At 49.0% G+C, this 22934-nt stretch carries 25 protein-coding genes; 19 read left to right on the forward strand and 6 right to left on the reverse strand.

Translation table 11 applies throughout. From position 1 onward, the window contains the following. Positions 1-226 precede the first annotated feature (226 nt). Positions 227-475: a DUF2627 family protein gene (locus KNP00_RS04695; protein WP_215142702.1), complete on the reverse strand. Its 249-nt coding sequence runs from the start codon at positions 473-475 to the stop codon at positions 227-229. Between the two features lie 134 nt (positions 476-609). Here KNP00_RS04695 and KNP00_RS04700 point away from each other — a divergent pair, with 134 nt between their 5' ends. The 8 genes from KNP00_RS04700 to KNP00_RS04735 all read left to right on the forward strand — a co-directional run bounded on the left by KNP00_RS04700 (position 610) and on the right by KNP00_RS04735 (position 10226). Beyond that, entirely contained in the window at positions 610-2247 is a 1638-nt protein-coding gene (locus KNP00_RS04700; protein ID WP_215142704.1) for a sigma 54-interacting transcriptional regulator, read from the forward strand. A gap of 121 nt (positions 2248-2368) precedes the next feature. Then, positions 2369-3265 (forward strand): phosphate butyryltransferase, encoded by an 897-nt coding sequence (gene yqiS, locus KNP00_RS04705; protein WP_215142706.1) that lies wholly within the window; start codon positions 2369-2371, stop codon positions 3263-3265. A gap of 24 nt (positions 3266-3289) precedes the next feature. Further along, positions 3290-4411 carry a Glu/Leu/Phe/Val family dehydrogenase gene (locus KNP00_RS04710; protein WP_215142708.1) on the forward strand — a complete coding sequence of 374 codons (1122 nt, stop codon included), beginning with the start codon at positions 3290-3292 and terminating at the stop codon, positions 4409-4411. Position 4412: 1 nt separating this feature from the next. Then, positions 4413-5504 (forward strand): butyrate kinase, encoded by a 1092-nt coding sequence (gene buk / locus KNP00_RS04715; RefSeq protein ID WP_215142710.1) that lies wholly within the window; start codon positions 4413-4415, stop codon positions 5502-5504. Next, the gene (lpdA, locus tag KNP00_RS04720; protein WP_215142712.1) at positions 5488-6897 is read left to right on the forward strand and encodes a dihydrolipoyl dehydrogenase; all 1410 of its coding nucleotides are present in this window, start codon (positions 5488-5490) and stop codon (positions 6895-6897) included. Before buk ends, lpdA begins: the two co-directional genes overlap by 17 nt. Positions 6898-6909: 12 nt before the next feature. Continuing rightward, positions 6910-7917, forward strand: coding sequence for a thiamine pyrophosphate-dependent dehydrogenase E1 component subunit alpha (locus tag KNP00_RS04725; protein WP_420828309.1), 1008 nt, complete (start codon positions 6910-6912; stop codon positions 7915-7917). Continuing rightward, complete coding sequence (locus KNP00_RS04730) at positions 7917-8894, forward strand: alpha-ketoacid dehydrogenase subunit beta (protein WP_215142714.1); 978 nt, start codon at positions 7917-7919, stop codon at positions 8892-8894. Before KNP00_RS04725 ends, KNP00_RS04730 begins: the two co-directional genes overlap by 1 nt. A gap of 12 nt (positions 8895-8906) precedes the next feature. After that, positions 8907-10226 carry a dihydrolipoamide acetyltransferase family protein gene (locus KNP00_RS04735; RefSeq protein WP_215142716.1) on the forward strand — a complete coding sequence of 440 codons (1320 nt, stop codon included), beginning with the start codon at positions 8907-8909 and terminating at the stop codon, positions 10224-10226. Positions 10227-10265: 39 nt separating this feature from the next. On the opposite strand, the gene KNP00_RS04740 is transcribed toward KNP00_RS04735, so the two are convergent. The 3 genes from KNP00_RS04740 to KNP00_RS04750 form a co-directional block, all read right to left on the reverse strand. Beyond that, positions 10266-10481 carry a hypothetical protein gene (locus KNP00_RS04740; RefSeq protein ID WP_215142718.1) on the reverse strand — a complete coding sequence of 72 codons (216 nt, stop codon included), beginning with the start codon at positions 10479-10481 and terminating at the stop codon, positions 10266-10268. 16 nt (positions 10482-10497) lie between these two features. Next, positions 10498-10878, reverse strand: a complete 381-nt coding sequence (locus KNP00_RS04745) for a hypothetical protein (RefSeq protein ID WP_215142720.1) — start codon at positions 10876-10878, stop codon at positions 10498-10500. A 118-nt stretch (positions 10879-10996) separates the two neighbouring features. Beyond that, positions 10997-11770 carry a sporulation protein gene (locus KNP00_RS04750; RefSeq protein WP_215142722.1) on the reverse strand — a complete coding sequence of 258 codons (774 nt, stop codon included), beginning with the start codon at positions 11768-11770 and terminating at the stop codon, positions 10997-10999. A 99-nt stretch (positions 11771-11869) separates the two neighbouring features. On the opposite strand from KNP00_RS04750, the gene KNP00_RS04755 reads away from it, so the two are divergent. From KNP00_RS04755 to KNP00_RS04795, 9 genes are all read left to right on the forward strand, one after another. Beyond that, positions 11870-13054 carry a class I SAM-dependent methyltransferase gene (locus KNP00_RS04755; protein ID WP_215142724.1) on the forward strand — a complete coding sequence of 395 codons (1185 nt, stop codon included), beginning with the start codon at positions 11870-11872 and terminating at the stop codon, positions 13052-13054. Positions 13055-13088: 34 nt separating this feature from the next. Beyond that, positions 13089-13517: a BrxA/BrxB family bacilliredoxin gene (locus KNP00_RS04760; protein ID WP_215142726.1), complete on the forward strand. Its 429-nt coding sequence runs from the start codon at positions 13089-13091 to the stop codon at positions 13515-13517. 56 nt (positions 13518-13573) lie between these two features. Beyond that, positions 13574-13915: a DUF952 domain-containing protein gene (locus KNP00_RS04765; RefSeq protein ID WP_215142727.1), complete on the forward strand. Its 342-nt coding sequence runs from the start codon at positions 13574-13576 to the stop codon at positions 13913-13915. Positions 13916-14096: 181 nt separating this feature from the next. After that, positions 14097-14888 carry a transporter substrate-binding domain-containing protein gene (locus tag KNP00_RS04770; protein ID WP_215142729.1) on the forward strand — a complete coding sequence of 264 codons (792 nt, stop codon included), beginning with the start codon at positions 14097-14099 and terminating at the stop codon, positions 14886-14888. A 57-nt stretch (positions 14889-14945) separates the two neighbouring features. Then, complete coding sequence (locus KNP00_RS04775; protein WP_215142731.1) at positions 14946-15605, forward strand: amino acid ABC transporter permease; 660 nt, start codon at positions 14946-14948, stop codon at positions 15603-15605. Then, on the forward strand, positions 15602-16324 hold the full coding sequence (locus KNP00_RS04780) for an amino acid ABC transporter ATP-binding protein (RefSeq protein WP_215142733.1): 723 nt from the start codon (positions 15602-15604) through the stop codon (positions 16322-16324). The genes KNP00_RS04775 and KNP00_RS04780 overlap by 4 nt, the downstream gene beginning before the upstream one ends. A gap of 30 nt (positions 16325-16354) precedes the next feature. Then, positions 16355-17029, forward strand: a complete 675-nt coding sequence (locus tag KNP00_RS04785; protein ID WP_215142735.1) for a metal-dependent hydrolase — start codon at positions 16355-16357, stop codon at positions 17027-17029. A 2-nt stretch (positions 17030-17031) separates the two neighbouring features. Further along, on the forward strand, positions 17032-17607 hold the full coding sequence (locus KNP00_RS04790) for an HD domain-containing protein (protein ID WP_215142737.1): 576 nt from the start codon (positions 17032-17034) through the stop codon (positions 17605-17607). 217 nt (positions 17608-17824) lie between these two features. Further along, entirely contained in the window at positions 17825-18904 is a 1080-nt protein-coding gene (locus tag KNP00_RS04795) for a DUF418 domain-containing protein (protein ID WP_215142738.1), read from the forward strand. Between the two features lie 166 nt (positions 18905-19070). Here the strand turns inward: KNP00_RS04795 and fadH are convergent, their stop codons facing one another. Next, positions 19071-19835: a 2,4-dienoyl-CoA reductase gene (gene fadH, locus KNP00_RS04800; RefSeq protein ID WP_215142739.1), complete on the reverse strand. Its 765-nt coding sequence runs from the start codon at positions 19833-19835 to the stop codon at positions 19071-19073. Between the two features lie 178 nt (positions 19836-20013). Between fadH and KNP00_RS04805 the strand changes: the two genes are divergently transcribed. Continuing rightward, positions 20014-20643 (forward strand): hypothetical protein, encoded by a 630-nt coding sequence (locus tag KNP00_RS04805; protein ID WP_215142740.1) that lies wholly within the window; start codon positions 20014-20016, stop codon positions 20641-20643. A gap of 42 nt (positions 20644-20685) precedes the next feature. On the opposite strand, the gene KNP00_RS04810 is transcribed toward KNP00_RS04805, so the two are convergent. Further along, positions 20686-21765, reverse strand: a complete 1080-nt coding sequence (locus KNP00_RS04810; protein ID WP_338082262.1) for an N-acetylglucosaminidase — start codon at positions 21763-21765, stop codon at positions 20686-20688. Positions 21766-21833: 68 nt separating this feature from the next. On the opposite strand from KNP00_RS04810, the gene KNP00_RS04815 reads away from it, so the two are divergent. Beyond that, positions 21834-22832 (forward strand): aromatic acid exporter family protein, encoded by a 999-nt coding sequence (locus tag KNP00_RS04815; protein ID WP_215142741.1) that lies wholly within the window; start codon positions 21834-21836, stop codon positions 22830-22832. Positions 22833-22934: the final 102 nt, after the last annotated feature.

Genomic DNA, 22934 nt, shown 5'->3' on the forward strand with positions numbered 1-22934 from the left:
GACATGACCCGATCATAAAAAGTTAGTAACTCGAATGGAAAGTTCCGTTCACGCAAGACGGCAGTTACTAAAGTTCTTTCATACTTCTTCATTAAGAAGACGTTGGAGCTCATGTCAGAGTAAGCGAAGTAGTTAGAAAGGAGATCATCCGTAGTGATCACAATTCAATATGAATAAAAGGTTCCGCACTTGAAATGAAGTCAAGTTAGGGAACCTTTTTTTGTGCTTATGAGTCGAGTCGTTGAACTTTTCCTGTTTTCTTGTCGCGGTTGAAAATATAGCCGGCTACAAATCCAATCCCGCCCATGGCGAGCAGAAGTCCAAAGGTTCCCTGCAGCATAGAGGCGGCAGCGAGTGAATCAATCCATGTGAACGGTGCGCTCGTCTTCAAAAAGAAGCTGTCGCGTAGCAATTTGATACCATAAACACCTAATAAACCAGGGATGATCAAGATTAGAAGCGCGATAAAACGCATGCAATCTCCTCCTTTACCATACATTATTTTAACAGAAATCGATTCGTTCCACACTGACTATTTTTGGGCGGCTTGCGAATCAAGTCAGGATTCAGTAGCATGAGATAGAGAAGAGAGATGATGGGGGGAAACGCATGAATAAACGATTGATGATTGTCGGGGCCGGAAAAGGGGGAACCGAGGTCTTAAATATGTTGATGGACTCACCGCTCGCGACCATTGTTGCCGTCGTGGATTCGGATCCATCGACCGAAGGCATCGCGCTTGCCAAAAGTTATGGCATTGCAGTGACCGAGGACTGGATACGCTACGCTGATGCGAAACTGGACTTTGTCATCGAAACGACCGGGAGTCACGAGACGTTTGATCAATTGAAAGATCATTTTGTCGATGCCGTCGTATTACCTGGGGAATTTATTCGAATCGTCGTCGAACGCTTGAAGCAGAATGAGCAAATGCTCGAGGCGATTATCGAATGTACGAGTGAGGCAATCTCGGTCGCCGATCATCATGGAAACACAATTATGATCAACCCGTCCTATACGAGGTTGACTGGATTCAAAAAAGAGGATGTGGTCGATAAGCCGGCAACGGCGGACATCGGGATGCAGGAGAGTGTACATTTAAAAGTATTATCGACAGGTCAGGGCGTCCGAGATATCCGAATGCAAATCGGGGCGACCCGACGTGACATTCTTGTGAATGCCGAACCGATTATCGTCGACGGCAAGTTGCGTGGTTCTGTCGGAGTCATCCGTGACGTCTCGCAAATCCGAGCCCTTCGTGATGAATTGCAGGAGGCGAAAACCCGTATCCGCAACCTCGAGGCGAAATACCAATTCGCCGATATCATCGCAACGAGTGACGCGATGCGATTCGTCATCGAACAAGCAAAACTCGCTGCCGTGACCCCGGTGACGGTATTGATTCGTGGAGAATCGGGAACAGGAAAAGAACTGTTCGCGCATGCCATTCATGGGGAGTCCCAACGGAAATATAAAAAATTTATCCGCGTGAACTGTGCGGCCATTTCGCCAACACTTCTCGAGAGTGAGCTCTTCGGCTACGAGGATGGCGCGTTCAGTGGAGCCAAACGAGGCGGCAAGACCGGATATTTCGAGGAGGCGGACGGTGGTTCGCTCTTTTTGGACGAAATCGGCGAACTGCCGCTTGATGTTCAAGTAAAGCTATTACGTGTCCTCCAAGAAAATGAAATTGTGCGGGTAGGTGGGACGACAGCGATTCCAATCGACGTCCGGATCATTGCCGCGACGAATGCCGACCTCGAACAAAAAGTGACGGAAGGATCGTTCCGTGAGGACTTATATTATCGAATTAATCGAATGCCCATCCACATCCCACCACTTCGAGAACGCTTAAATGAACTCGAAGCGCTCTGTGAACGTATCATTCGGAAATTGAATCAAGAATACGGGCGTAGTGTTCAGGGGGTGGACGAAGATGCGTTGAATCTATTGAAGAGTCAGCACTGGAAAGGGAACGTCCGAGAACTTGAGAACGTGATTGGGCGGGCGATGATCTATATGGCGAATACGGAACAACGGATTGGCCCGCACCATCTACAGTTGTCCAACCGTTCCACGAGCCAAAAAGTAGTCGAGTCCGGAACGCTTCATGAGGCCGTGGCGAAATACGAGCGCGACTTGATTGAACGGACGATTGAAGACGCTGGGGGAAACAAATCAGAGGCCGCGCGACAGTTAAAGATCTCAATTCGAACGTTATATAATAAATTAAACTATACGCAATAATTTGCAGGCAATTTATTGCGCACCAAGTAAAAAAATGCACGGTTATTTGCATTATAAAGCGCTTACAATTTAGGAAACAAACTTGCTTATGGTATAGTGAAGAGAGCAAGGGGGGACAAAAATGAATTTTGAACGGATGCTGACGAACGCGAAACAGCTTAAAGGCTGTACGGTATCCATTGCGGGGGCCGCTGATGAAGAAGTGATCCGAGCCGTGAAACTTGCTACTGATCATGGATTGTCGCGCTTCATTTTGTTTGGTGAGGCCCGAGAGATTCGGAAGTTATGTGAGCAGTATGAAATCGATGAATCAGCTGTCGACATTTTGCATGCAAAAGGAGACGCGGAGATTGCAAGACGTGCCACACTCGCCGTGAAAAATAAAGAAGCGGATGTGCTCATGAAGGGGATGGTGTCGACATCGACATTCATGAAAGCCGTCCTCAACCGTGAAGCCGGTCTCCGTACGAAACGAACACTTAGCCATGTCGCTTTATTCCAGATTCCAAATCGGGAGAAACTGATCGGTGTGACGGATGCTGCGATCCACATCGCACCAACGCTCGATGAAAAAGTTGAGATCATTCATAATGCGGTGGAGGCGATGCATGACATTGGTTACGCCTCCCCGAAAGTCGCGGCAATCGGAGCGGTCGAGGTTGTCAATCCACAGATGAATGCGACGCTCGATGCTGCACTACTTAGTCAAATGAACCGTCGAGGACAGATCAAAGGCTGTGTCGTGGACGGACCGCTCGCACTCGATAACGCCGTCGATATGGTCGCTGCGAAACAAAAAGGAATCAATAGTGAAGTGGCCGGACAAGCCGACTTATTAGTCGTGCCATACATAGAGGTCGGGAACGTCCTTTATAAGTCAATCATGTATTTCGCAGAGGCGAGCGTAGCGGCGATTGTCGTCGGCGCATCTGCCCCTGTCGTATTGACGAGTCGTGCCGATACTGCCGAAGCGAAGCTATACTCGCTCGCATTTGCTTTGTTACATGCCAAAAATTAACCGTATTTACAGGAGGAATTGATCATGATGGAAACAAACACAGAACCACGCTTCCGTATTTTTGATGTCTTACATTCTGAGGACTACGAGCAGATCGTGTTTTGTCAAGACCAGGCGTCAGGGCTAAAAGCGATCATTGCCATTCACGACACGACACTCGGACCAGCACTCGGTGGACTACGGATGTGGAACTATGAATCAGAACAGGAAGCGCTTACAGATGTATTGCGCCTCGCGAAAGGGATGACATATAAGAATGCCGCTGCCGGTCTCAATCTCGGTGGAGGTAAGGCAGTCATCATCGGAAATGCGAAAACGGACAAGTCAGAAGCGCTCTTCCGTGCGTTCGGACGATACGTTCAGTCACTCAGTGGGCGTTACATCACAGCTGAAGATGTCAACACGACGGTCTCAGATATGGACTTCATTCATATGGAGACAGATTACGTAACAGGAGTCAGCCCAGCGTTCGGTTCGAGCGGTAACCCTTCACCAGTGACTGCTTACGGCGTCTATCGTGGAATGAAGGCAGCGGCGAAATGGAAGTTCGGGACAGATTCGCTCGCTGGAAAGACGGTTGCTGTACAAGGTGTCGGGAACGTCGCTTACAACTTGTGCCGCCACCTCCACGAAGAAGGTGCACATTTGATTGTGACGGATATTAACGAGGAAGCACTCAAGCGTGCAGAAGCGGACTTTGGTGCGACTGTCGTCAAACCGGATGAGATTTACGCGGTCGAATGTGACATTTTCGCCCCGTGTGCACTCGGTGCGGTCATCAACGACCAAACGATTCCACAATTGAAAGCTCAAATCGTCGCAGGTGCTGCGAACAATCAGTTGGCGGAAGACCGTCACGGCGATGTGCTTGACGAGAACGGTATTCTCTATGCACCTGACTTTGTCATCAACGCAGGTGGTGTCATCAACGTCGCGGACGAACTCGAAGGGTACAACCGTGAACGGGCGATGAAGAAAGTCGAACTCATCTATGACAACATGATGCGCGTCTTTGAAATCGCAGAACGTGACGGTGTACCGACACACGTGGCGGCCGATAAGATGGCGGAGGAGCGCATTCATATGATGTCCCGTTCGCGCAGTCAGTTCCTTAAAGTCGAAAAAAGTCTTCTAGGGAGACGCTGACATGACGAAACGGCTAATTCTTGCGATCAATCCAGGGTCGACTTCCACAAAGGTTGGATTGTTTGACGGGAAGAAAGAAGTGATGACCCGAACGGTGCGTCATGCAATTGACGTGACCGGACTCACGCTTCCGGAACAGTTGCCTCATCGTGAGCAGGAAGTACGTGCCTTATTAGAAGAGACGGACATTGCGGTCAACGACTTGACCGCGATTGTCGGTCGCGGTGGATTGCTCGCGCCGATGACGTCAGGGACATACACCGTCAATGAACTCATGCGTGAGGATTTGACGAGCGGACGTTTCGGGATGCATGCATCGAACCTCGGTGGATTGATTGCTTCGAAAATCGGAGGGGCAGAAGGTGTCCCAAGTTTCATCGTCGATCCGGTCGTCGTCGATGAGATGGACGATTTGGCCCGCAAGACCGGCATGCCTGAAATCGAACGTCGCAGCATCTTCCATGCCCTCAACCAAAAGGCAGTTGCGAAGCGATTCGCATCTGAAAATGGAAGCGATTACAATGAGCTGAATCTCATTGTCGCGCATCTCGGTGGCGGAATCACGGTCGGCGCCCACGCATGCGGTCGGGTCATCGATGTGAACAACGGGCTCGACGGGGACGGTCCGCTTGCTCCAGAGCGCGCCGGCTCAATTCCTGTTGGACAGGTAGTGGAACTATGTTATAGTACCAGGTATAAAGAATCGGAAATGAAGAAGAAAATTGTCGGTCAGGGCGGTCTATTCGCACACCTTGGCACATTCGACGCAATTGAGATTGAGCAACGGATGACGTCTGGAGACGATGAAGCAAAGCTCCTATATGAGACGATGGCGTTTCGTGTCGCCCAAGAAATCTCTAAACATGGTGCGACGCTCAAGGGACAAGTGGATGCCATCTTGTTGACAGGTGGAATCGCCTATTCTGAATGGCTGACAGACAAAATAAAAGAGCGTGTCACTTATCTCGCGCCGGTACACGTCTATCCGGGTGAAGATGAACTGAAAGCGTTGGCTGAAGGTGCGCTTCGCGTCATCGAGAAAGAAGAGACCGCACGAGTTTATGAGGGGGATACACATGGCACGAGAATTTGATGTTGTCGTCATCGGTGGAGGACCAGGAGGTTATGTGGCCGCAATTAAAGCGGCGCAGGCCGGCAAGTCTGTCGCAATCGTCGAGGCAAAAAAATTAGGCGGCACCTGCTTACATAGAGGGTGCATTCCGACAAAGGCACTGTTAAAGGCGGCACATGTCTATCAAACGGCGAAACACGGTGCGACGTATGGTGTGGAAACAGGGGATGTGACGTTCAACATGGAACGCGCGCAAACGTATAAGCGCGACCTCGTCGCCGGCCTTGAAAAGGGAATCGAGCACTTGATGAAGCAAGGAAAGATAGAAGTGTTTCGTGGGAAGGCCTCAATCCTCGGACCAAGTATCTTCTCGCCACAACCGGGGACCGTATCGGTTGAAGATGAAAGCGGTGAGTCGGAGCTCATTTTACCGAACCAATTGATTATCGCGACGGGATCGATCCCACGCGAACTTCCTGGGTTACCGTTCGATCACGAGCGAATCTTGAACTCGGACGACCTCCTCAACTTCGAGACACTTCCGGAATCGATTGCGATTGTCGGCGGTGGTGTCATCGGAGTCGAATGGGCATCAATGCTCGTCGATTTGGATGTGGACGTGACCTTGATTGAAGTAGGAGATCGTCTACTCCCGCTCGAGGACAAGGCGGTCTCTCGTGAAGTGGAGCGGCTACTGAAGAAGCGTGGCGTCCGGGTGAAGAAAAGCGTGACGGTCGATTCGGAGCGGACATCGATTCATGAAGATGCGGTGGAACTCGCCGTTGGGGAAGAGATGTTGAAAGTAGACTGCGTCCTCGTCTCGGTTGGTCGGGTCGCGAATACAGAAGACCTGGGGCTTCAAAATACGTCAATCGTCGTAGAGAACGGCGTGATTCAGGTCGATAGCCAATATCGGACGAAGGAACGTCACATCTTTGCAATCGGTGACTGTATCGGGAAGTTACAACTCGCCCATGTCGCGTCTGCGGAAGGGGTAAAAGCAGTCGAGACGATTCTTGGACTTGAACCGACGCCTCTTGATTACATGCTCATCCCACGTTGCGTATACAGTGTCCCTGAAGTCGCCTCGGTCGGTTTGACAGAAGAAGCGGCAAAAGAAGCAGGTCATGACGTCAAGACAGGGACGTATCGCTTCAACGGTCTCGGGAAAGCTCGGATTGAGGGGCAAGCAGATGGATTCGTCAAACTCGTATCCGATCAAGAGACAGATGACCTGCTCGGTGTCCACATCGTCGGACCGAAAGCGACTGAACTCATCACAGAAGGCGGGCTCGCGCTCGTCTTGAACGCGACGGCTTGGGAGATGGGGCAACTCGTTCACCCCCACCCTGCACTAAGTGAGGCTTTCCAAGAGGCGGCGCTCGCCGTAGACGGATTACCGATTCACGCCTAAGGAGGAACAAGGATGGAACAGATGACTGTAAACTCATATGAAGAGCTCGGCTTAACAAAACAAGATTTATTGGCGATGTACGAAACGATGGTCCGTGCCCGAAAAATCGATGAACGGATGTGGAAACTAAACCGCGCCGGGAAAATCCCGTTCGTCGTCTCATGTCAAGGACAAGAAGCGGCCCAGGTCGGTGCGGCATTCGCGCTCGAGAAAGGGATCGACTACGTCCTCCCTTACTATCGTGACGTGGCGGTCGTCCTTCACTTCGGTCAAACTTCAAGAGACTTGATGCTGTCGGCGTTCGCGAAAGCGGAAGACCCGAACTCGGGTGGTCGTCAAATGCCTGGACACTTCGGCTCGAAAGAGCATCGCATCGTAACGGGTTCATCACCGGTTACGACACAAGTCCCTCATGCAGTCGGGATCGCACTCGCGGCGAAGATGAAAAAAGAAGAGCTCGTCACGTTCGTTTCGTTCGGCGAAGGGTCTTCTAACCAAGGAGACTTCCACGAAGGTGCGAACTTTGCAGGTGTCCACAAGCTTCCGGTCATCCTGTTCTGTGAGAACAACAAATATGCGATCTCGGTACCGCTCACGAAGCAGTTGGCATGTGAGCACGTATCAGACCGGGCGAAAGGTTATGGCATGCCAGGTGTGACGGTCGACGGGACCGATCCGATTGCTGTCTATGCAGTCGTGAAAGAGGCGCGTGAACGTGCGCTACGCGGAGAGGGACCGACACTCATCGAAGCAGAAGTGGAACGTCTCGTTCCTCACTCATCAGACGATGACGATAAGGCGTACCGTTCGGCAGAAGAGTTGGCCGGATTAAAAGAGCGCGATGGGATTCAACTGTTCCGTCAACGCCTCATTAACGACGAGGTCGCTACGAGCGATGTGCTCTCAGAAATCGACGAGAAGATTGATGTAGAAGTGAACGAAGCGACGACGTATGCGGACAAGGCACCGTATGCCGCGCCTGAATCTGCTATGGATTACGTCTACGAGGAGGAAAAATGATGAAAACGTTTATCGAAGCGATCAATGAAGCGATTCATGAGGAAATGGAGCGCGACGAAAACGTCTTTGTCGTCGGAGAAGACGTCGGCGTTCGCGGTGGGGTGTTTCGTGCCACACAAGGGTTGATTGAGAAGTACGGGGAAGATCGTGTCATCGATGCGCCGCTCGCTGAAAGCGCGATCGCGGGTGTCGGCGTCGGGGCAGCGATGTATGGGATGCGACCGATTGCAGAAATGCAGTTTGCCGACTTCATCATGCCAGCGGTCAATCAGATCGTATCAGAAGCGGCGAAAATTCGTTACCGTTCGAACAACGATTGGACATGCCCGATGGTCATCCGGGCGCCTTTCGGTGGCGGGATCCACGGCGCTCTCTATCATTCACAATCGGTCGAGGCGATGTTCAGCTCGACACCAGGTCTAAAAGTCGTCATTCCATCAGACCCGGTCGATGCGAAAGGATTATTGAAAGAGGCGATTCGTTCAAACGACCCGGTCCTCTTCTTTGAACATAAGCGTGCCTATCGTCTTTTGAAGGCAGACTTGCCGACGGACGAATATACGGTCGAAATCGGTAAAGCGGCAGTCAAACGTGAAGGCGATGACATCACAATCATCACATACGGTCTCTGTGTACACATGGCACAAGAGGCTGCGAAGACCCTTGAAGAAGAAGGGATCAGCACGCATATACTCGATCTTCGTACCGTTTACCCACTTGACCAAGAGTCAATCATCGAAAGCGTGAAGAAAACGGGGAAAGTGCTACTTGTGACAGAGGACAATAAAGAAGGAAGCATCATCGGAGAAGTGGCGGCGATCATCGCAGAGAAAGCGCTCTTTGAACTCGATGCGCCGATTGAACGCCTAGCAGGTCCGGATGTTCCGGCCATGCCTTACGCACCACCGATGGAAAAATTCTTTATCGTATCCCCAGAAAAAATTGCCGAGCGGGCACGTCAGCTCGCCGCGTTTTAAGGAGGCGGCTCCATGGAACAAACGATTAAAATGCCCCAACTCGGGGAGAGTGTGACAGAAGGAACGATCACGACCTATCTCGTCAAACCGGGCGACCGGGTGGAAGAGTATGAGCCACTCGCCGAGGTCATGACAGATAAGGTCACGGCCGAGATTCCAGCAACAAGTGCAGGAATCGTCAAAGAGTTCCTCATTCCAGAAGGGGAGACGGTCAGCGTCGGGACACCGGTATTGACGATGGAAGTCGAGAATGCAGAGGAAGCTGTGAATGAGACGAAAACAGAACCGGTCGCAGAAACGACCCCTGCAGAGCCCGTGGCGAAGCAAGCGGTCGCCACTGCACCGAAAAAACAGAGTGGAAACGGTCGATACTCTCCTGCCGTCATCCGACTCGCCAATGAGAACGACATTGACTTGAATGACTTAAGTGGGAGCGGTCTAGGCGGTCGCATCACACGGAAAGATATTCTTCGTTACTTATCAGAAGGACGTCCGGCATCGACTTCTGAAAAGGCAACACAAGCACCTGTCCAAGAGACGATGGTACAAACGAAGATGGACGTCCCGACTGAAGCACCACATCCTGTCGTCGAGCCATCGCAACCGGTCGCATCGACATCTGTTCCTTCAGGTCGTTATGAATCGATTCCGACAGCCGGTGTACGTCAAGCGATTGCGAACAATATGGTCCGCTCAAAACAGGAGGCCCCGCACGCATGGCTCATGATTGAAGTGGACGTGACGAATCTCGTCGAGGCACGAGCAAAACTGAAAGACGAGTTTATGAAACGAGAAGGCGTCAAATTGACGTTCATGCCGTTCTTCATGAAAGCGGCGATCGAGGCATTGAAGAAGTATCCGATGATGAACTCGGAATGGGCAGGAGACCACATCAAAGTTCATCAAGACATCCATCTGTCAGTGGCTGTCGCGGCAAACGATGCCCTTTATGTACCGGTCATTCGCCAAGCGGACGAAAAGAACATCAAAGGACTCGCCGTGGCGCTTCAAGATGTGGCGTCACGTGCACGTGAGAACCGTTTGAAGGCAGAAGAGATGCGTGGCGGTACGTTCACCATCAACAACACGGGTGCGTTCGGTTCGATTCAATCGGCACCGATCTTGAATTACCCACAAGCGGCCATTCTCTCGGTCGAGTCGATTGTGAAGCGTCCGGTCTGGATGAACGGGATGTTCGCGGCACGCGACATGGTCAACCTTTGCATGTCGGTCGACCATCGCGTCCTCGACGGTCTCGTCGCAGGACAGTTCTTGCAGGCGATCAAGCAGTCGCTCGAGTCGATTGACCCAAACACGTATACCGTATATTGATTACAAAATGGAGGCGCTCCCAGTGGGGTGCCTCCATTTTTATGCGTTATAGCCGAAGAATAGCGTGAAGATAAAACTCGCGGTCGAGACAAGTAAAAGGAAAAGTGAGAATGACATGCCGATCGAGACGAGCCATTTAGACAGTCGTTGTTTGGATTTGTAGAGCGCATACGCAAACGAGAGACTGAATACGCCAAGCGTCATGAATAATGCGAGCGGGATTGCTCGGTCGTAAAGAAGGTAAAGTACATCCAATGTTGAATCATCCTTTCTAGTCATGCACTTTCTCAAATCGACGTTGATGGACACGATACATCGATGTGTTGATTACAACATACACGAGAAGGAACATCCAATATACAAAGAAATAGTCTAAAGCAAACGCGGGAATCCCATCATGTCTGACTGAAGAAATCCAAAGCAAAAGGAGTGAGGCCGGGATATGAATCAACAGCACATGATAGGGCAGGAACTTCATGAAGGATAGGGCGTTTGTCGACGGACTGCGCATGAGACCCATGGCAATCAAACCAATCAGCACTTCGAGCCCACCAAGCGTGAAGAAAGCGAGTGAATCAGAGAAACTGTTCTCTAGAATCGGTAAGGCAAGCGTTGCAAGACCGAAACTCCCAATCATTATGAAAGCTAACAAGATGTAGTCACCTCCAGAAAACGGTTGATTCCATACGTCCATTGTAAAATAATGGATTCTCAAATTCAATACCTCAGAAAAACACGCCATTCATAGAAATGGCGTGTCGGTGAGTTCCTCAAATCGATTGTTCGATCATCGTTTCGATGTCGCGACGGACTTCAGCTACAGACAAACGAGCGATGTCATAGCGTACACGATGAGTCGATTCGTCTGAACCCGTCAAGTCGGCAAAGAGACTGCCGAGGTCATGGACACTGCGGTCGACTTGAATGAGGAGTTCAATCGTGTCCTCGTCTTGTAACATTACGACTTCTACCTCGTCTAACTGGCGACCAAAACGTGAACCGTTCGCTGAATACTCGAGTTCTTGTGCAATCGGAAGACGTCCTGAACGGTGACGTGCCGGAAGCATCTCCGTGTCGGCTTTCTTCAAGCGGAATCCGAGCTCGTCCATCGCATTTAAGATGACTTGCTGGGCGGCGTTCGGTTGCACGGTGATCGCGTCTTCGTCTTTCGGGTCGACGGCTTGTGCGATATCGAGCCCCGTCTCGATCCACGATTTCGATTGACTGACAGAGATTGGTGTGTTGAATGGGACGTTGACGGTGAACGGGATCTCTTTTACTTCTCCGGACCCAATCATGAACGGGGCCTCGTTCAACAAAATCTTTTCGATTGTAAAGGTCGAGTAGGTCGTTTTATCGTTTACTTCATGCTTGTATAACGTATTAAAAAAGAGATAGATGCGGTCAACCGATTGTTCGACAGAACCGCCTTCGATATGAACGACCCCATGGAGTTCGCCACCTGGTGTGCAGTGGCTCTCGGTTAGGCGTGTATCGACTTTTGCGGCACCGATTCCGATTGATGATAAAATCTTTTTAAACATATGTGTTTCCTCCTTTGACGTAACGTCGTCTTCGTGTAATAGTATGTACGGACAGGTGAAACGAAATGTTTCAAAATTTCTAAAAAAGGATTGAATCCATTGGAATATACAGCGTTACAAGAACGTCTCACAGACGTGATCCAATCAAATCATCTCGTGTCAGCGACCATCAGTCAACCCCGTCAAAAATCAAGTGATCTTAGACGGGTGAAACTGAAACCGGTCATGCTTCGGGATACGTATCATATCCAGTTCGAGTATCAGTATGAACGGGTGATGAACCATAAAAATTTGACACCGGATGAGGCCGTCACAGAAGTGAATGAGCTTCTCGAGACGTTCCGACAAGGACAGTTTCAGTTAAAAGATTCCGACCTCCAGTTCCAATTATCGAAAAAGTTCAAAGTGACATTCAAAGAAAAGCAGACGGCTCAAAAAGAAGTTCAACTGAGCCATAATCGTGAGAAGCAGTACGTGCTCCCGCTCGACGAGCCAGTTCCGTTTCTCATACGACTCGGTATTCAGTCAGCGGACGGGAAAGTAAAACGACAAAAGTACGACAAGTTCAAACAAATCAACCGTTTTCTCGAGTTCATCGAAGACTCGCTCAAACATTTACCGACAGAGCGTACCGTCCGCATCCTCGACTTCGGGTCTGGAAAATCGTATTTGACGTTCGCCCTGTATCATTTCCTACATGAGATGAAAGGATATGACGTGCATATCACAGGACTCGATTTGAAGAAAGAGGTCATCGAAGAGTGTGCATCGATTGCAAAAGATCTTGGGTATGAACGACTCGAGTTTTTAGTCGGAGATATCAATGAATATGAAGGGGAGACGGCCGTTGATATGGTCGTGACGCTCCATGCATGTGACGTGGCGACCGATATGGCATTGGCACGTGCTGTCCGTTGGGGCGCGAAAGTCATCTTAAGCGTCCCGTGTTGTCAAAAGGAATTGAATCGTCAAATTCAAGCACCGAATCTGGACGTGATGCTTCAGCACGGATTGATCAAAGAACGGTTCGCGTCACTCGCGACGGATTCGATTCGGGCTGAACTTCTTGGTCTTGTCGGGTATGATGCCCAGTTGCTCGAGTTCATCGACCTCGAGCATACCCCGAAAAATATTATGATCCGTGCCTACTTGACGAATCGTGTGGCGTCCGCCGAAACGAAATCACGTTACCTCGCCTTCAAGCAGATGTTAGGGGCCGATCCGTTCTTAGAACGAGAATTGAGCGATAGACTTGTCCTCGAGGTGGAACAAGACGTAAAATAAGAGAGTACAGACGAATGTCGAAAGGGGAAACAATATGGATTTTCAATTATATTTTCAAGATGTAGTCGAACAAGCGCGTAATGAGGTACGCGCTGCGGGATACACAGAGCTGACGACACCAGAAGAGGTAGACGGGGCGCTCAAGCAAGAAGGAAAGACGCTCGTCCTCGTCAACTCGGTATGTGGATGCGCAGGCGGGATCGCCCGTCCGGCCGCAGCATATGTGAATAAGATGGAAGGCGTGAAGCCTGACCATTTCGTGACCGTGTTTGCCGGTCAAGACCGGGAAGCGACAGATCGCGCACGTGAGTATTTTGAGGGATATGCACCATCTTCTCCTTCAATCGCACTCCTTGAAGATGGGAATATCGTGACGATGGTAGAGCGGAGCGAGATTGAGTCATCGACCGCTGAAGAACTCGTCGACCAGTTGCAAACATTGTTCGACATCTACTACTCATAATCATGCATTGGCGCAAAGGCACTGCCTTTGCGTTTTTGTAAAAAGGGGCAATGCATATGGAACCAGTCATCAAAATCATGACGGAGGCAGAATATATGATTGCCTTGTCACGCGGTGAAATCAATGAACCGTCACTTCAATCTGAAGGGGCGATCAAGTGTTGTACACCCCAGCAAATCGGTCAAGTCGTCAAAACGTCTTATCCGGGACAGTCGGTCGTGCTCGTCTCACTACACGTCAACCGACTAGGAGAGCTATTACATTACGAATTGGATGAAGATGGGGAACGCTATCCGCACGTCTATAGCGCCATCCCGCTGTCTTCTGTCAAACAAGTACAACCGTATGGGTCTCGCGACAATGGAACGGTCACATATTTCGCTTTCGAGCGGATGTGACCGTTCTTTTTTGAATAAAATGCATGAATATACTTTACAACTAATAATTATGTGTATATAGTGGTTAAAGGAACAAGTCGGACAACTGATGTGTCCTAGAACAGTTGAGCTGTGGCTCTTAATGTGTCATAATTTTTCTAAAGTTCTGATAATTTTACTTAACCAGGAAAGGGAGATGAAGATGAAAAAAGGTTTTCTAGCATTATGTTTAGCAGGACTGGCCGCATTCTCGGTCGCATGTGGAGCAGACGAGAACGAAGGAGGATCGACATCGACCGATGGTGGGGATGACAAAGTGATCGTCATGGGGACGAGCGCTGATTATTTCCCGTATGAGTTCGTCGATACGGCGAACGGAGACGAAATCGTCGGATTTGATATCGACATCGCCAAAAAAGTGGCAGAAAATATGGGTTATGAATTGAAAATTGAAGATATGGACTTCGGCAGTTTGCTCGGAGCGCTCAATGCAGGTCGTGTCGACTTCGTCATGGCCGGGATGACACCGACAGAAGAACGCAAAGAGAATGCTGATTTCTCAGATATTTATTTCACGGCGGTGAACTTGATCTTATCAAAAGATGACTCGCTTCAATCGCTTGAAGATTTGAAAGGGAAAAAAGTCGGGGTTCAGCTCGGATCGATCCAAGAAGGAATCGCTCAAGACCAGATTCAAGATGCTGAAATCGTATCATTGAACAAGATCCCTGAAATTATTCAAGAAATCAAGACGGGTCGTATTGACGCGATGGTCATCGAAGATACAGTCGCAAAGAAATACCTTGAACAAGACAGTGAATTGACGACATTCGAAATCGCGGATGAAGAGGAAGCTGGATCAGCCGCTGCTTTCCGTAAAGACGATGAACTCCGTGATCAATTCAACGAAGAGTTGAACAAGATGATCGACAATGGAGAAATCGATGAACTAGCTCAAAAATGGTTTGAAGAAGAGGCTGCACCAGCCGAATAATGAATTGTGGGCTGACTGAAGATGAATCGGTCAGCCTTTTTCTAGGAGGAACTTACAATGGATTTTAGTCGGATTTATGATTCAATCCCATACATACTTGAGGGGATCCCGGTCATGTTCCAAGTGGTCATCGTCTCGGCATTGATCGGGATTTCACTTGGGATTGTCGTTGCTACGCTGAAGATTGTACCGAATCGTCTAGTCAACTTCATCGGTCATGCCTACACGGCCGTGTTCCGTGGGACGCCACTCATCTTGCAACTCGCCATCATTCACTTCGGATTGCCGCAACTGACCGGATATATTACGACACCGTATCAGTCGGCGGTCATTGCCTTCTCACTTAACTCGGGGGCGTATATTTCGGAAATCATCCGTGCTGGTATCCAAGCGGTCGATAAAGGTCAGTGGGAAGCGTCTGATGCTCTCGGTGTGCCTTATGTGAAACAGTTACGTTCCATCATCTTGCCACAGGCGTTCAAGAACATCTTGCCTGCCCTCGTGAACGAGATGATCACGTTGACAAAGGAATCTGCCCTCGTCTCGACGGTCGGGGTGCTTGACATCATGCGCCGTGCGCAAATCGTCGGTGGGCAGAAGGCGATCTACTTCGAACCGCTTCTCTTTGCCGGTGTGATATACTTTACGATAGTGATGATCTTGACGTATCTTGGACAACGTCTAGAAAAACGGTTAAGAAAGAGTGATGGAAGATGATCGAAGTAAAAGACCTACACAAACAATTTGGTGACTTAGAAGTGTTAAAAGGAATCACGACGACGATCGAGCGTGGTGAAGTGGTCGCCGTCATCGGACCGTCCGGGTCTGGTAAATCGACATTTTTACGCTGCTTGAACATGCTTGAGATTCCGACGAGCGGGACGGTCAATGTCGACGGATTCGAGCTCACGAAAAAAGGAGCGAACGTCGCAAAAGCGCGTCAAAACATCGGTATGGTATTCCAGCAGTTCAACTTGTTCCCGCACATGAGCGTCTTGGACAATTTGACGTATGCCCCGGTCAACGTCTTGAAGGTGAGTAAGACGGAAGCACTCGAACGTGCGCAAAAATTACTCGAACGTGTCGGGTTATCTGAAAAAATCGACGCCTATCCGAGTCAACTTTCGGGTGGACAAAAACAGCGTGTCGCCATCGCGCGTGCCTTGGCGATGGAACCGAACATCATGTTGTTCGATGAACCGACATCTGCACTCGACCCGGAGATGGTCAATGAAGTACTCGACGTCATGAAAGGATTGGCTGAGACGGGAATGACGATGGTCGTCGTCACGCACGAAATGGGCTTTGCCCGTGAAGTGGCAGACCGGGTCCTTTTCCTTGACGAAGGGATTCTCATGGAGGAAGGCAAACCGGCCGACTTGTTGTTGAACCCGCAAACAGACCGGGCGAAACGATTCTTAGAGAAAGTGTTGTAATCTGAATTCACGAAGGAAGGAAGAATGCACATGAATATCACATATTTCGGACATGCGACGGTTGGACTTGAAATTGACGGGATGCGGGTCTTGATTGACCCGTTTTTGACAAGTAATCCTCATACCGACGTAGACCCATCTACACTGCGTCCCGATTATCTGTTGCTCACCCATGCTCATTTCGATCATATCGAGGATGTCGAGTTGATCGCCAAAGAGACGGGCGCGACGATTGTGGCGACACATGAGCTCGCGACTTACTATGAGAAGAAAGGTTTCTCTGTACATGGCATGAATATCGGGGGAGGATATGCCTTCCCGTTCGGTCGCGTCACGATGACGCAGGCGTTTCACAGTTCGAGTTTGGACATGGGAGACACACCGGTCTATATGGGAATGCCAGCCGGATTCATCATCGAGACGAATGAGTTGACGCTCTATCATGCAGGGGATACGGCTCTATTCTCAGATATGAAAATGTACGGTGAGCGTTTCGACATCGATGTCGCCTTCCTTCCGATCGGAGACAATTTCACGATGGGACCTACAGATGCTCTAGATGCAGCCCAGTGGCTACAAGCGAAACGTGTCGTCCCAATCCACTTTGATACGTTCCCGCCAATCAGACAGGATGCACAGGCCTTTTGTGACCAGTTACATCGTCGTGGTCTATTGATTGAACCGAACACGACGATCGAGATTTGACCATGGACGTCATACGTGCGACGAGAGAGTTCGTCGAAACGATTCATGCAGACGATTCTTCCGGCCACGATATGGCCCATGTCGAGCGTGTCGTTCGACTCGTAGAGCGACTGATGGATGGTGAGTCGGTCGATCGAGCAGTGCTCCTCCTCTCGGCATATTTACATGACGTGGAAGACCACAAGCTCGGTCGTCCGAAAGGTCTCGTCACCCAACATTTGGCTTCACTCGACCTCACTGAAGCACAAGCGAGCTTGGTGAGGGCCGTAATCGATGAGGTTTCTTTCTCGAAAGGAACGTCGCCGACGACTCGTGAAAGTGAAATTTTGCAAGATGCCGACCGTCTCGATGCTATTGGAGCAATCGGAATTGCGAGGACATTCCAATATGCAGGTTCTCGCGGTACGCCGCTTGATCGATCAGAAACGAGTGCCATTCAACATTTTCAAGATAAACTGTTGAAACTGGCATCTAAAATGCATACGGCAAAAGCGAGACAACTGGCGATGTCACGGCATGTATTCATGCAACACTTTTTAAACCGGTTTCATGAAGAGTGGGACGGGAAGGATACATGAAAGGACGACCGAGCAATAATGGTCGTTAGATTGATAATAGACGTGATTAGACGTGATTCCGCATTCAGGAAAAGCGTCTTTTCTTAATGAACGGGTATGATCACTGCTAGTCTAAGCTTTCTTCAATTGAAGTGTATTTTGATAGCTGTTCAAATAACACCTCAAAGACGGACCATGAGAAATTGAAGTGAACAGCATCCACGTGGGGGTGAGTAAGGTGGGGGATTTTGCAAATAGAATAGCTGGGTTGGATATCGCAAGATCGTTAGCGCTTTTTGGAATGGTAATCGTGAACTATAAACTATCAATGAGCGCTGAAGAGAATGGTCCGGAGTGGTTGATCATTTACACAGGACTGTTTGAAGGTAGAGCTTCAGCGATATTTGTCATTTTAGCCGGTATTGGAATATCCTTGATGACGAGAAAAGCGAGATATACTATGGATTCGGGTACCATCACGCGGTTGAGGCGGACGATTTGGAAACGGTCATTTTTTCTATTCGTGTTGGGACTTGGACTGTTTTTGTTAGGATGGGATGCTGATATTCTTCATTATTACGCATTTTATATGTTTATCGCATCATTTTTTATCGTTGTTTCGAGTAAAAAGTTGTTAGGCTCTGCGGTGTTTATTTTACTTACTTCCCAAGTGTTTCAAATCATATTTGACTATACGAGAGGATGGGATTCAACTTTTTACTTTTATGAGGATTTTTGGACAGTTGAAGGATTTTTACGAAACTTGCTCTTCAACGGATATCACCCTATCTTTCCGTGGGTTTGCTTTTTCTTATTTGGAATGTGGTTAGGCAGGTTGAATTTTAAGGATAAGAAACTACGAGATACTATGTTGATTATTTCATTCCTTTTATCAATCGCAATAGAAGTGTCTTCATTTGTCCTCATCCATTTGACAAGTGAGTTAGTTGGAATTGAAATTGCGCAATACTTCTTTTCGACTAAACCAATGCCACCTAATGTGTTGTACATGTTAGCTAGTTCTAGCACAGCCTTAGTCGTGATTTTATTATGTATTTACCTTTCAGATATATTTCGAAATCACATCATGACGATTGCATTAATCTCTACCGGACAATTGGCCTTAACTCATTATGTCGGTCATTTCATCGTATTAGTTTTCTTAGACATGTTCGGCTTGCTAAACAATCAAACTCTATTGTTCGCGACTACAAGCTCCTTACTCTTCTTTGTTACAGCGATGATTTTTTCTTATTTTTGGAGAAAGGTATATGAGAGAGGACCAATTGAACTGATGATGCGGAAAATCAGTGGATAATGAAATGATATCAAATAAGATTACAAGCAATAGACGAATGATCGCCAACTTTGGCGACCATTCGTGTGACTCACTAGCGTCTCTTTGACCTCGGGATTGCCTTAACTAAGGAGAGAAATGGCTAGGGTGAGCCTGATCATTTTGTATGTCAGCAATATCCCTGCGTTTAGAACGGATGTTTATTGAGCCAATGACCGCCGTCAAGAGAGATACAATCCCCGTTCAGATAACGCATCTCGTCTGATGCCATCCAATAGGCCAGGTCCGCGATCTCTTCTGGTGTTCCAAATCGTCCAAGAGGAACGTTGCGGCGAATTCGTTCCACTTCTTTCACGTGAGAGACGAGCTTTTCAGCGCCACCTGTCCGTTCAATCGGTCCCGGACTGATCGCGTTGACGCGGGCCCCGAACTGATAGCCCCATTCGACCGCGAGCGTTCGTGTCAAGTTCAAGACCCCGGCTTTCGCCGCCGCACTCGGTGCGACACCAGGTCCGGCTTGCCATGCATACGACGCGACCATATTGATAATGGAGCCGCCGCGTATTTCTTCTGCCTCCCAATGTTTCCCGAGAACATGGGTGCAGTTGAACGTTCCATTTAAGACGATATCGATCACGCTCGCCCAACCGTTTGGAGACAAATCGAGTGTCGGGCAGACGAAGTTGCCGGCAGCGTTGTTAACGAGCGCGTGGACTGGACCGTATGCGGACACGATGTCAGCGAGTGCTTGTGCGCACCCTTCATAATCACGAACATCGTGTTGAACACTCATCGCCTGACCCGCGTCGATGGCGCTCAGCTCGTTCATCGCCTCTTGGAGTCGCTCCTCGTTTCGACCGCTAATGGCCACGCTCCACCCTTCTTGTTTAAATTTCAATGCCATGGCTTTCCCCATACCGGACGATCCCCCGGTAATCCAAATCGTTTTCATCCTGTTTCCCCCTCAAAAATGAATGGTCGTTCATTACTATATATTCGTCTCGTATTTCAAAAGTCCTTTGGAAAGTTATCGTTTGTCATGAATCATTTACTCAAAAAAATACGTATATGTAATATGCTACACTTGAACTAGAAAACGATTTCGAAAATTTATTTGGGAGTTGACGTGCATGAAGCGAATGTATGGAATGTTGGTGTTCGGCATTCTGATTGTCGGATCACTTGTATATGTGATGCTGTTCGATTCAGATCGTTCACCTTCTTCGTATGAAAAAACGACGATTTCTCAATTGGAAATGAAGGTTCATCCAGAGTCGACGGTCGAAGAACTGAAAGATATGCTTGCAAAGTACGATCGCGATGTGGCTCCGCAAATCAATAACGAGTTCGAACGGAAGTTGGCAGAACGGATGTACGTGGAGAAAAAGATGTATGAGGAAGCTGTCGATGTGGAGCAACTTCTAATCCGTGCTAAAAAGCAAGCAAGTTTTGATCGTGCTTGGTTAGCTCATGCGAAAGGTGAGTATGGCATTGTCGTAACGGATGAGGCAATCGATGAATGGATTGAAAAAGGGCCGGATTCAGAGGTGATTGAGTCACAAAGTCGATATGCCGAGGCGAAAGAGATGAGCGTTTATGAGCTCAATCACGATTATTACCGCGATCAATATGTGAAATGGGTCGTATGGGAAGCGTTGATTCCACTCGTCACGAAACGATACGAAGCGTCAAGTGAGCAAGTGCTCGACAACAATCGACTCATCGAACTGTACGAGCAAGAGGTGGAAAACTCGTTATAGTCCAATGAACAGTAGCCCGACTCATATGAGCCGGGCTACTGTTCATTGGATACGCTTCAACTGTTTCAAACCGAGCTCGCGGTCAATCGAATACATCGTGCCGGCGACCTTCTCGCCCCAATACGGATCGGACGCGTAGAAGATGTTGATTCCTTCCTGTTTGTTTCCAGGGTAATCTCCGCGCGCGTATGGACCTTTTACATATTTCGTGGCGAACAAGGTTGCCGCTGCTTGAATGCTCTCCTTGTACGTCTCAAACGTTGTCGCATTCCCACTAGGGTCATCATCTGTCGCCCGGAATCCGAACAGGTTTCGCTTTTCCTTTGCAATGTCCGACGTTCCGTACCTCGACTCATGCCCGGCCACCGCAAGTAAGAACAGCGCATTGATCCCAAACGTGTCTTCTGCCTGTTTGAAGGATTTCCCTTCCCCGGCGAGCGGCGAGTCGATAGACCGCAAATAGCGATCTAACTCTTTCGCAGAATAAGGAGACGGATTACGAATCGATGCGAACTGATATGGGGAATCGAAAACATCTTGGACACGTTCTGTATAGTAACGCTTGTCAGAATCTCTCTTCGACGGTCCGACGAGGAACGTGCCGGCGAGATTGGCGTTCGCTTCGACCGTATGATAGACATCACCGTCTCGAATCTCATAATATCCACGTCTTTCCACGACCGCTTCCGGGAATAATGCCATCTGATCCGGTTTGACATAGACGTCCGCCCCCGAGATGCGAACGAACAGATGTCCGTCTCCTCGTTCAATCAACTGAAGTCTCGTGCCGCCGGCGACATAAGATTGACGCTTTTTAAATGCCTCATCTTCATATAAGTTTGTGATCGCATCACTTGGTGTGACGACGACCCCGGTACCCGTGAAGTCGAGAACTTCACCGGAAGGAGAGAACAGTGTGCGGTTTTTGCCGGCCGTCATATATCGTTTTGCTTCGGCGAGAGATTCGAACGAGCGCGTGACGCGGTCACCGTTCGTCACGGTTTCGACGGTATACATGTCTTCATGTCCGGATTGGACCCATAAGAATGTGGCGATTGCGAGAGCGAGTGTCGCGACCATCGACCAGATTGTACGTTTTTTCTTTCGTTTCAAATCGATCACTTCCAAACTTTTGAATTGCCAAACGGGTAGATTTAGTCAACAATTTGATGGAGAAGGGGGAAAACGGTATGAAAATTGGAACGCGGACGCTGAAGACCGCGGTCGCAGCAGGTATCGCGATGCTCATTTCAGAAACGGTTCATCTTGATTATTTTGTATTCGCAGCCATTATTGCCATCTTGAGTATTCAAGAGACGCGAAAGAAATCGATTCGAGCCTCCTACGAGCGTGTCATGGCGAGTTTACTTGCCATCGGGTTAGGCGCGGCGATGTTCACGCTACTTGGCTATTCACCGGTGACGCTCACACTTTATTTTGTCATCTTCATCCCACTCGTACAACAATTGAAACTGCAAGACGGCTTCATTACGAGCGTCGTCATCTTGACACATCTCTATACCGAGGCACAGTTTTCATTAGAATTGTTCATCAATGAACTCTTGCTCATTGCCATCGGAGTCGGTGTCGGACTCGTCGTCAACATGTACATGCCGACGCTCGATCGTGAGATCGAACGCATCAAGGATAGTATCGACCGTTCGCTCGCAGTGCTGTTCTACGACGTGGCGGCTTGTGTCGAGACCGGTGTCTACAACAATCATTCGATGATGCTCATCAAGACGCGGGACTATCTGAAGGAAGGGAAAGACCTCGCCTTGCGTCGTATGGGCAACTCGATTGGGAAGCGGAATGAAGACATGGACTACTTATACTTCCGGATGCGCGAACGGCAGTACGATATTTTGAAGCGGGTCGCCGATAATGCCAGAGAAATCACGATGGTCGTCAATGAAGCGAAACCGGTCGCGACGTTTTTACGTCGGGTCGGGGACCACGTGAACGAGCAGGCCGACGCTTCCGTCTTTTTGCAGGAGCTCGAAGAGATGATTGAGCACTATCGAAAAAACGTACCTCTCCCCACGACACGTGAGGAATTCGAGGTACGCTCGTCCTTGTTAAATATTTTATCTGATGTGAACAGTTACTTGATCTTGAAAGAGCGATACATCGTGCTCTTAAAAGAACATGGTCATGCTCGAGAGAAACGTGCTGATCAAAAAGATTGAGACGATGACGACGACGCCGATTTGAATGATGCGTTGTCGTCTTTTCTGTTTTTTCTTCATAGCTTGCCTCCGTATACGTGTTTGTCATCATTGTACAGAATG

Origin of the sequence: Exiguobacterium qingdaonense (assembly GCF_018617855.1) — a bacterium.
Lineage (GTDB): Bacteria > Bacillota > Bacilli > Exiguobacteriales > Exiguobacteriaceae > Exiguobacterium > Exiguobacterium qingdaonense.

Coding starts and splice junctions, on each gene's coding strand:
- buk (WP_215142710.1), top strand. CDS start 4,413: ATGACGAAACGGCTAATTCTTGCGATCAATCCAGGGTCGACTTCCACA.
- KNP00_RS04815 (WP_215142741.1), top strand. CDS start 21,834: ATGAAAATTGGAACGCGGACGCTGAAGACCGCGGTCGCAGCAGGTATC.
- KNP00_RS04770 (WP_215142729.1), top strand. CDS start 14,097: ATGAAAAAAGGTTTTCTAGCATTATGTTTAGCAGGACTGGCCGCATTC.
- KNP00_RS04805 (WP_215142740.1), top strand. CDS start 20,014: ATGAAGCGAATGTATGGAATGTTGGTGTTCGGCATTCTGATTGTCGGA.
- KNP00_RS04730 (WP_215142714.1), top strand. CDS start 7,917: ATGAAAACGTTTATCGAAGCGATCAATGAAGCGATTCATGAGGAAATG.
- lpdA (WP_215142712.1), top strand. CDS start 5,488: ATGGCACGAGAATTTGATGTTGTCGTCATCGGTGGAGGACCAGGAGGT.
- KNP00_RS04710 (WP_215142708.1), top strand. CDS start 3,290: ATGATGGAAACAAACACAGAACCACGCTTCCGTATTTTTGATGTCTTA.
- KNP00_RS04790 (WP_215142737.1), top strand. CDS start 17,032: ATGGACGTCATACGTGCGACGAGAGAGTTCGTCGAAACGATTCATGCA.
- KNP00_RS04760 (WP_215142726.1), top strand. CDS start 13,089: ATGGATTTTCAATTATATTTTCAAGATGTAGTCGAACAAGCGCGTAAT.
- KNP00_RS04700 (WP_215142704.1), top strand. CDS start 610: ATGAATAAACGATTGATGATTGTCGGGGCCGGAAAAGGGGGAACCGAG.
- KNP00_RS04765 (WP_215142727.1), top strand. CDS start 13,574: ATGGAACCAGTCATCAAAATCATGACGGAGGCAGAATATATGATTGCC.
- KNP00_RS04695 (WP_215142702.1), bottom strand. CDS start 475: ATGCGTTTTATCGCGCTTCTAATCTTGATCATCCCTGGTTTATTAGGT.
- KNP00_RS04735 (WP_215142716.1), top strand. CDS start 8,907: ATGGAACAAACGATTAAAATGCCCCAACTCGGGGAGAGTGTGACAGAA.
- fadH (WP_215142739.1), bottom strand. CDS start 19,835: ATGAAAACGATTTGGATTACCGGGGGATCGTCCGGTATGGGGAAAGCC.
- KNP00_RS04775 (WP_215142731.1), top strand. CDS start 14,946: ATGGATTTTAGTCGGATTTATGATTCAATCCCATACATACTTGAGGGG.
- KNP00_RS04780 (WP_215142733.1), top strand. CDS start 15,602: ATGATCGAAGTAAAAGACCTACACAAACAATTTGGTGACTTAGAAGTG.
- KNP00_RS04725 (WP_420828309.1), top strand. CDS start 6,910: ATGGAACAGATGACTGTAAACTCATATGAAGAGCTCGGCTTAACAAAA.
- KNP00_RS04785 (WP_215142735.1), top strand. CDS start 16,355: ATGAATATCACATATTTCGGACATGCGACGGTTGGACTTGAAATTGAC.
- yqiS (WP_215142706.1), top strand. CDS start 2,369: ATGAATTTTGAACGGATGCTGACGAACGCGAAACAGCTTAAAGGCTGT.
- KNP00_RS04750 (WP_215142722.1), bottom strand. CDS start 11,770: ATGTTTAAAAAGATTTTATCATCAATCGGAATCGGTGCCGCAAAAGTC.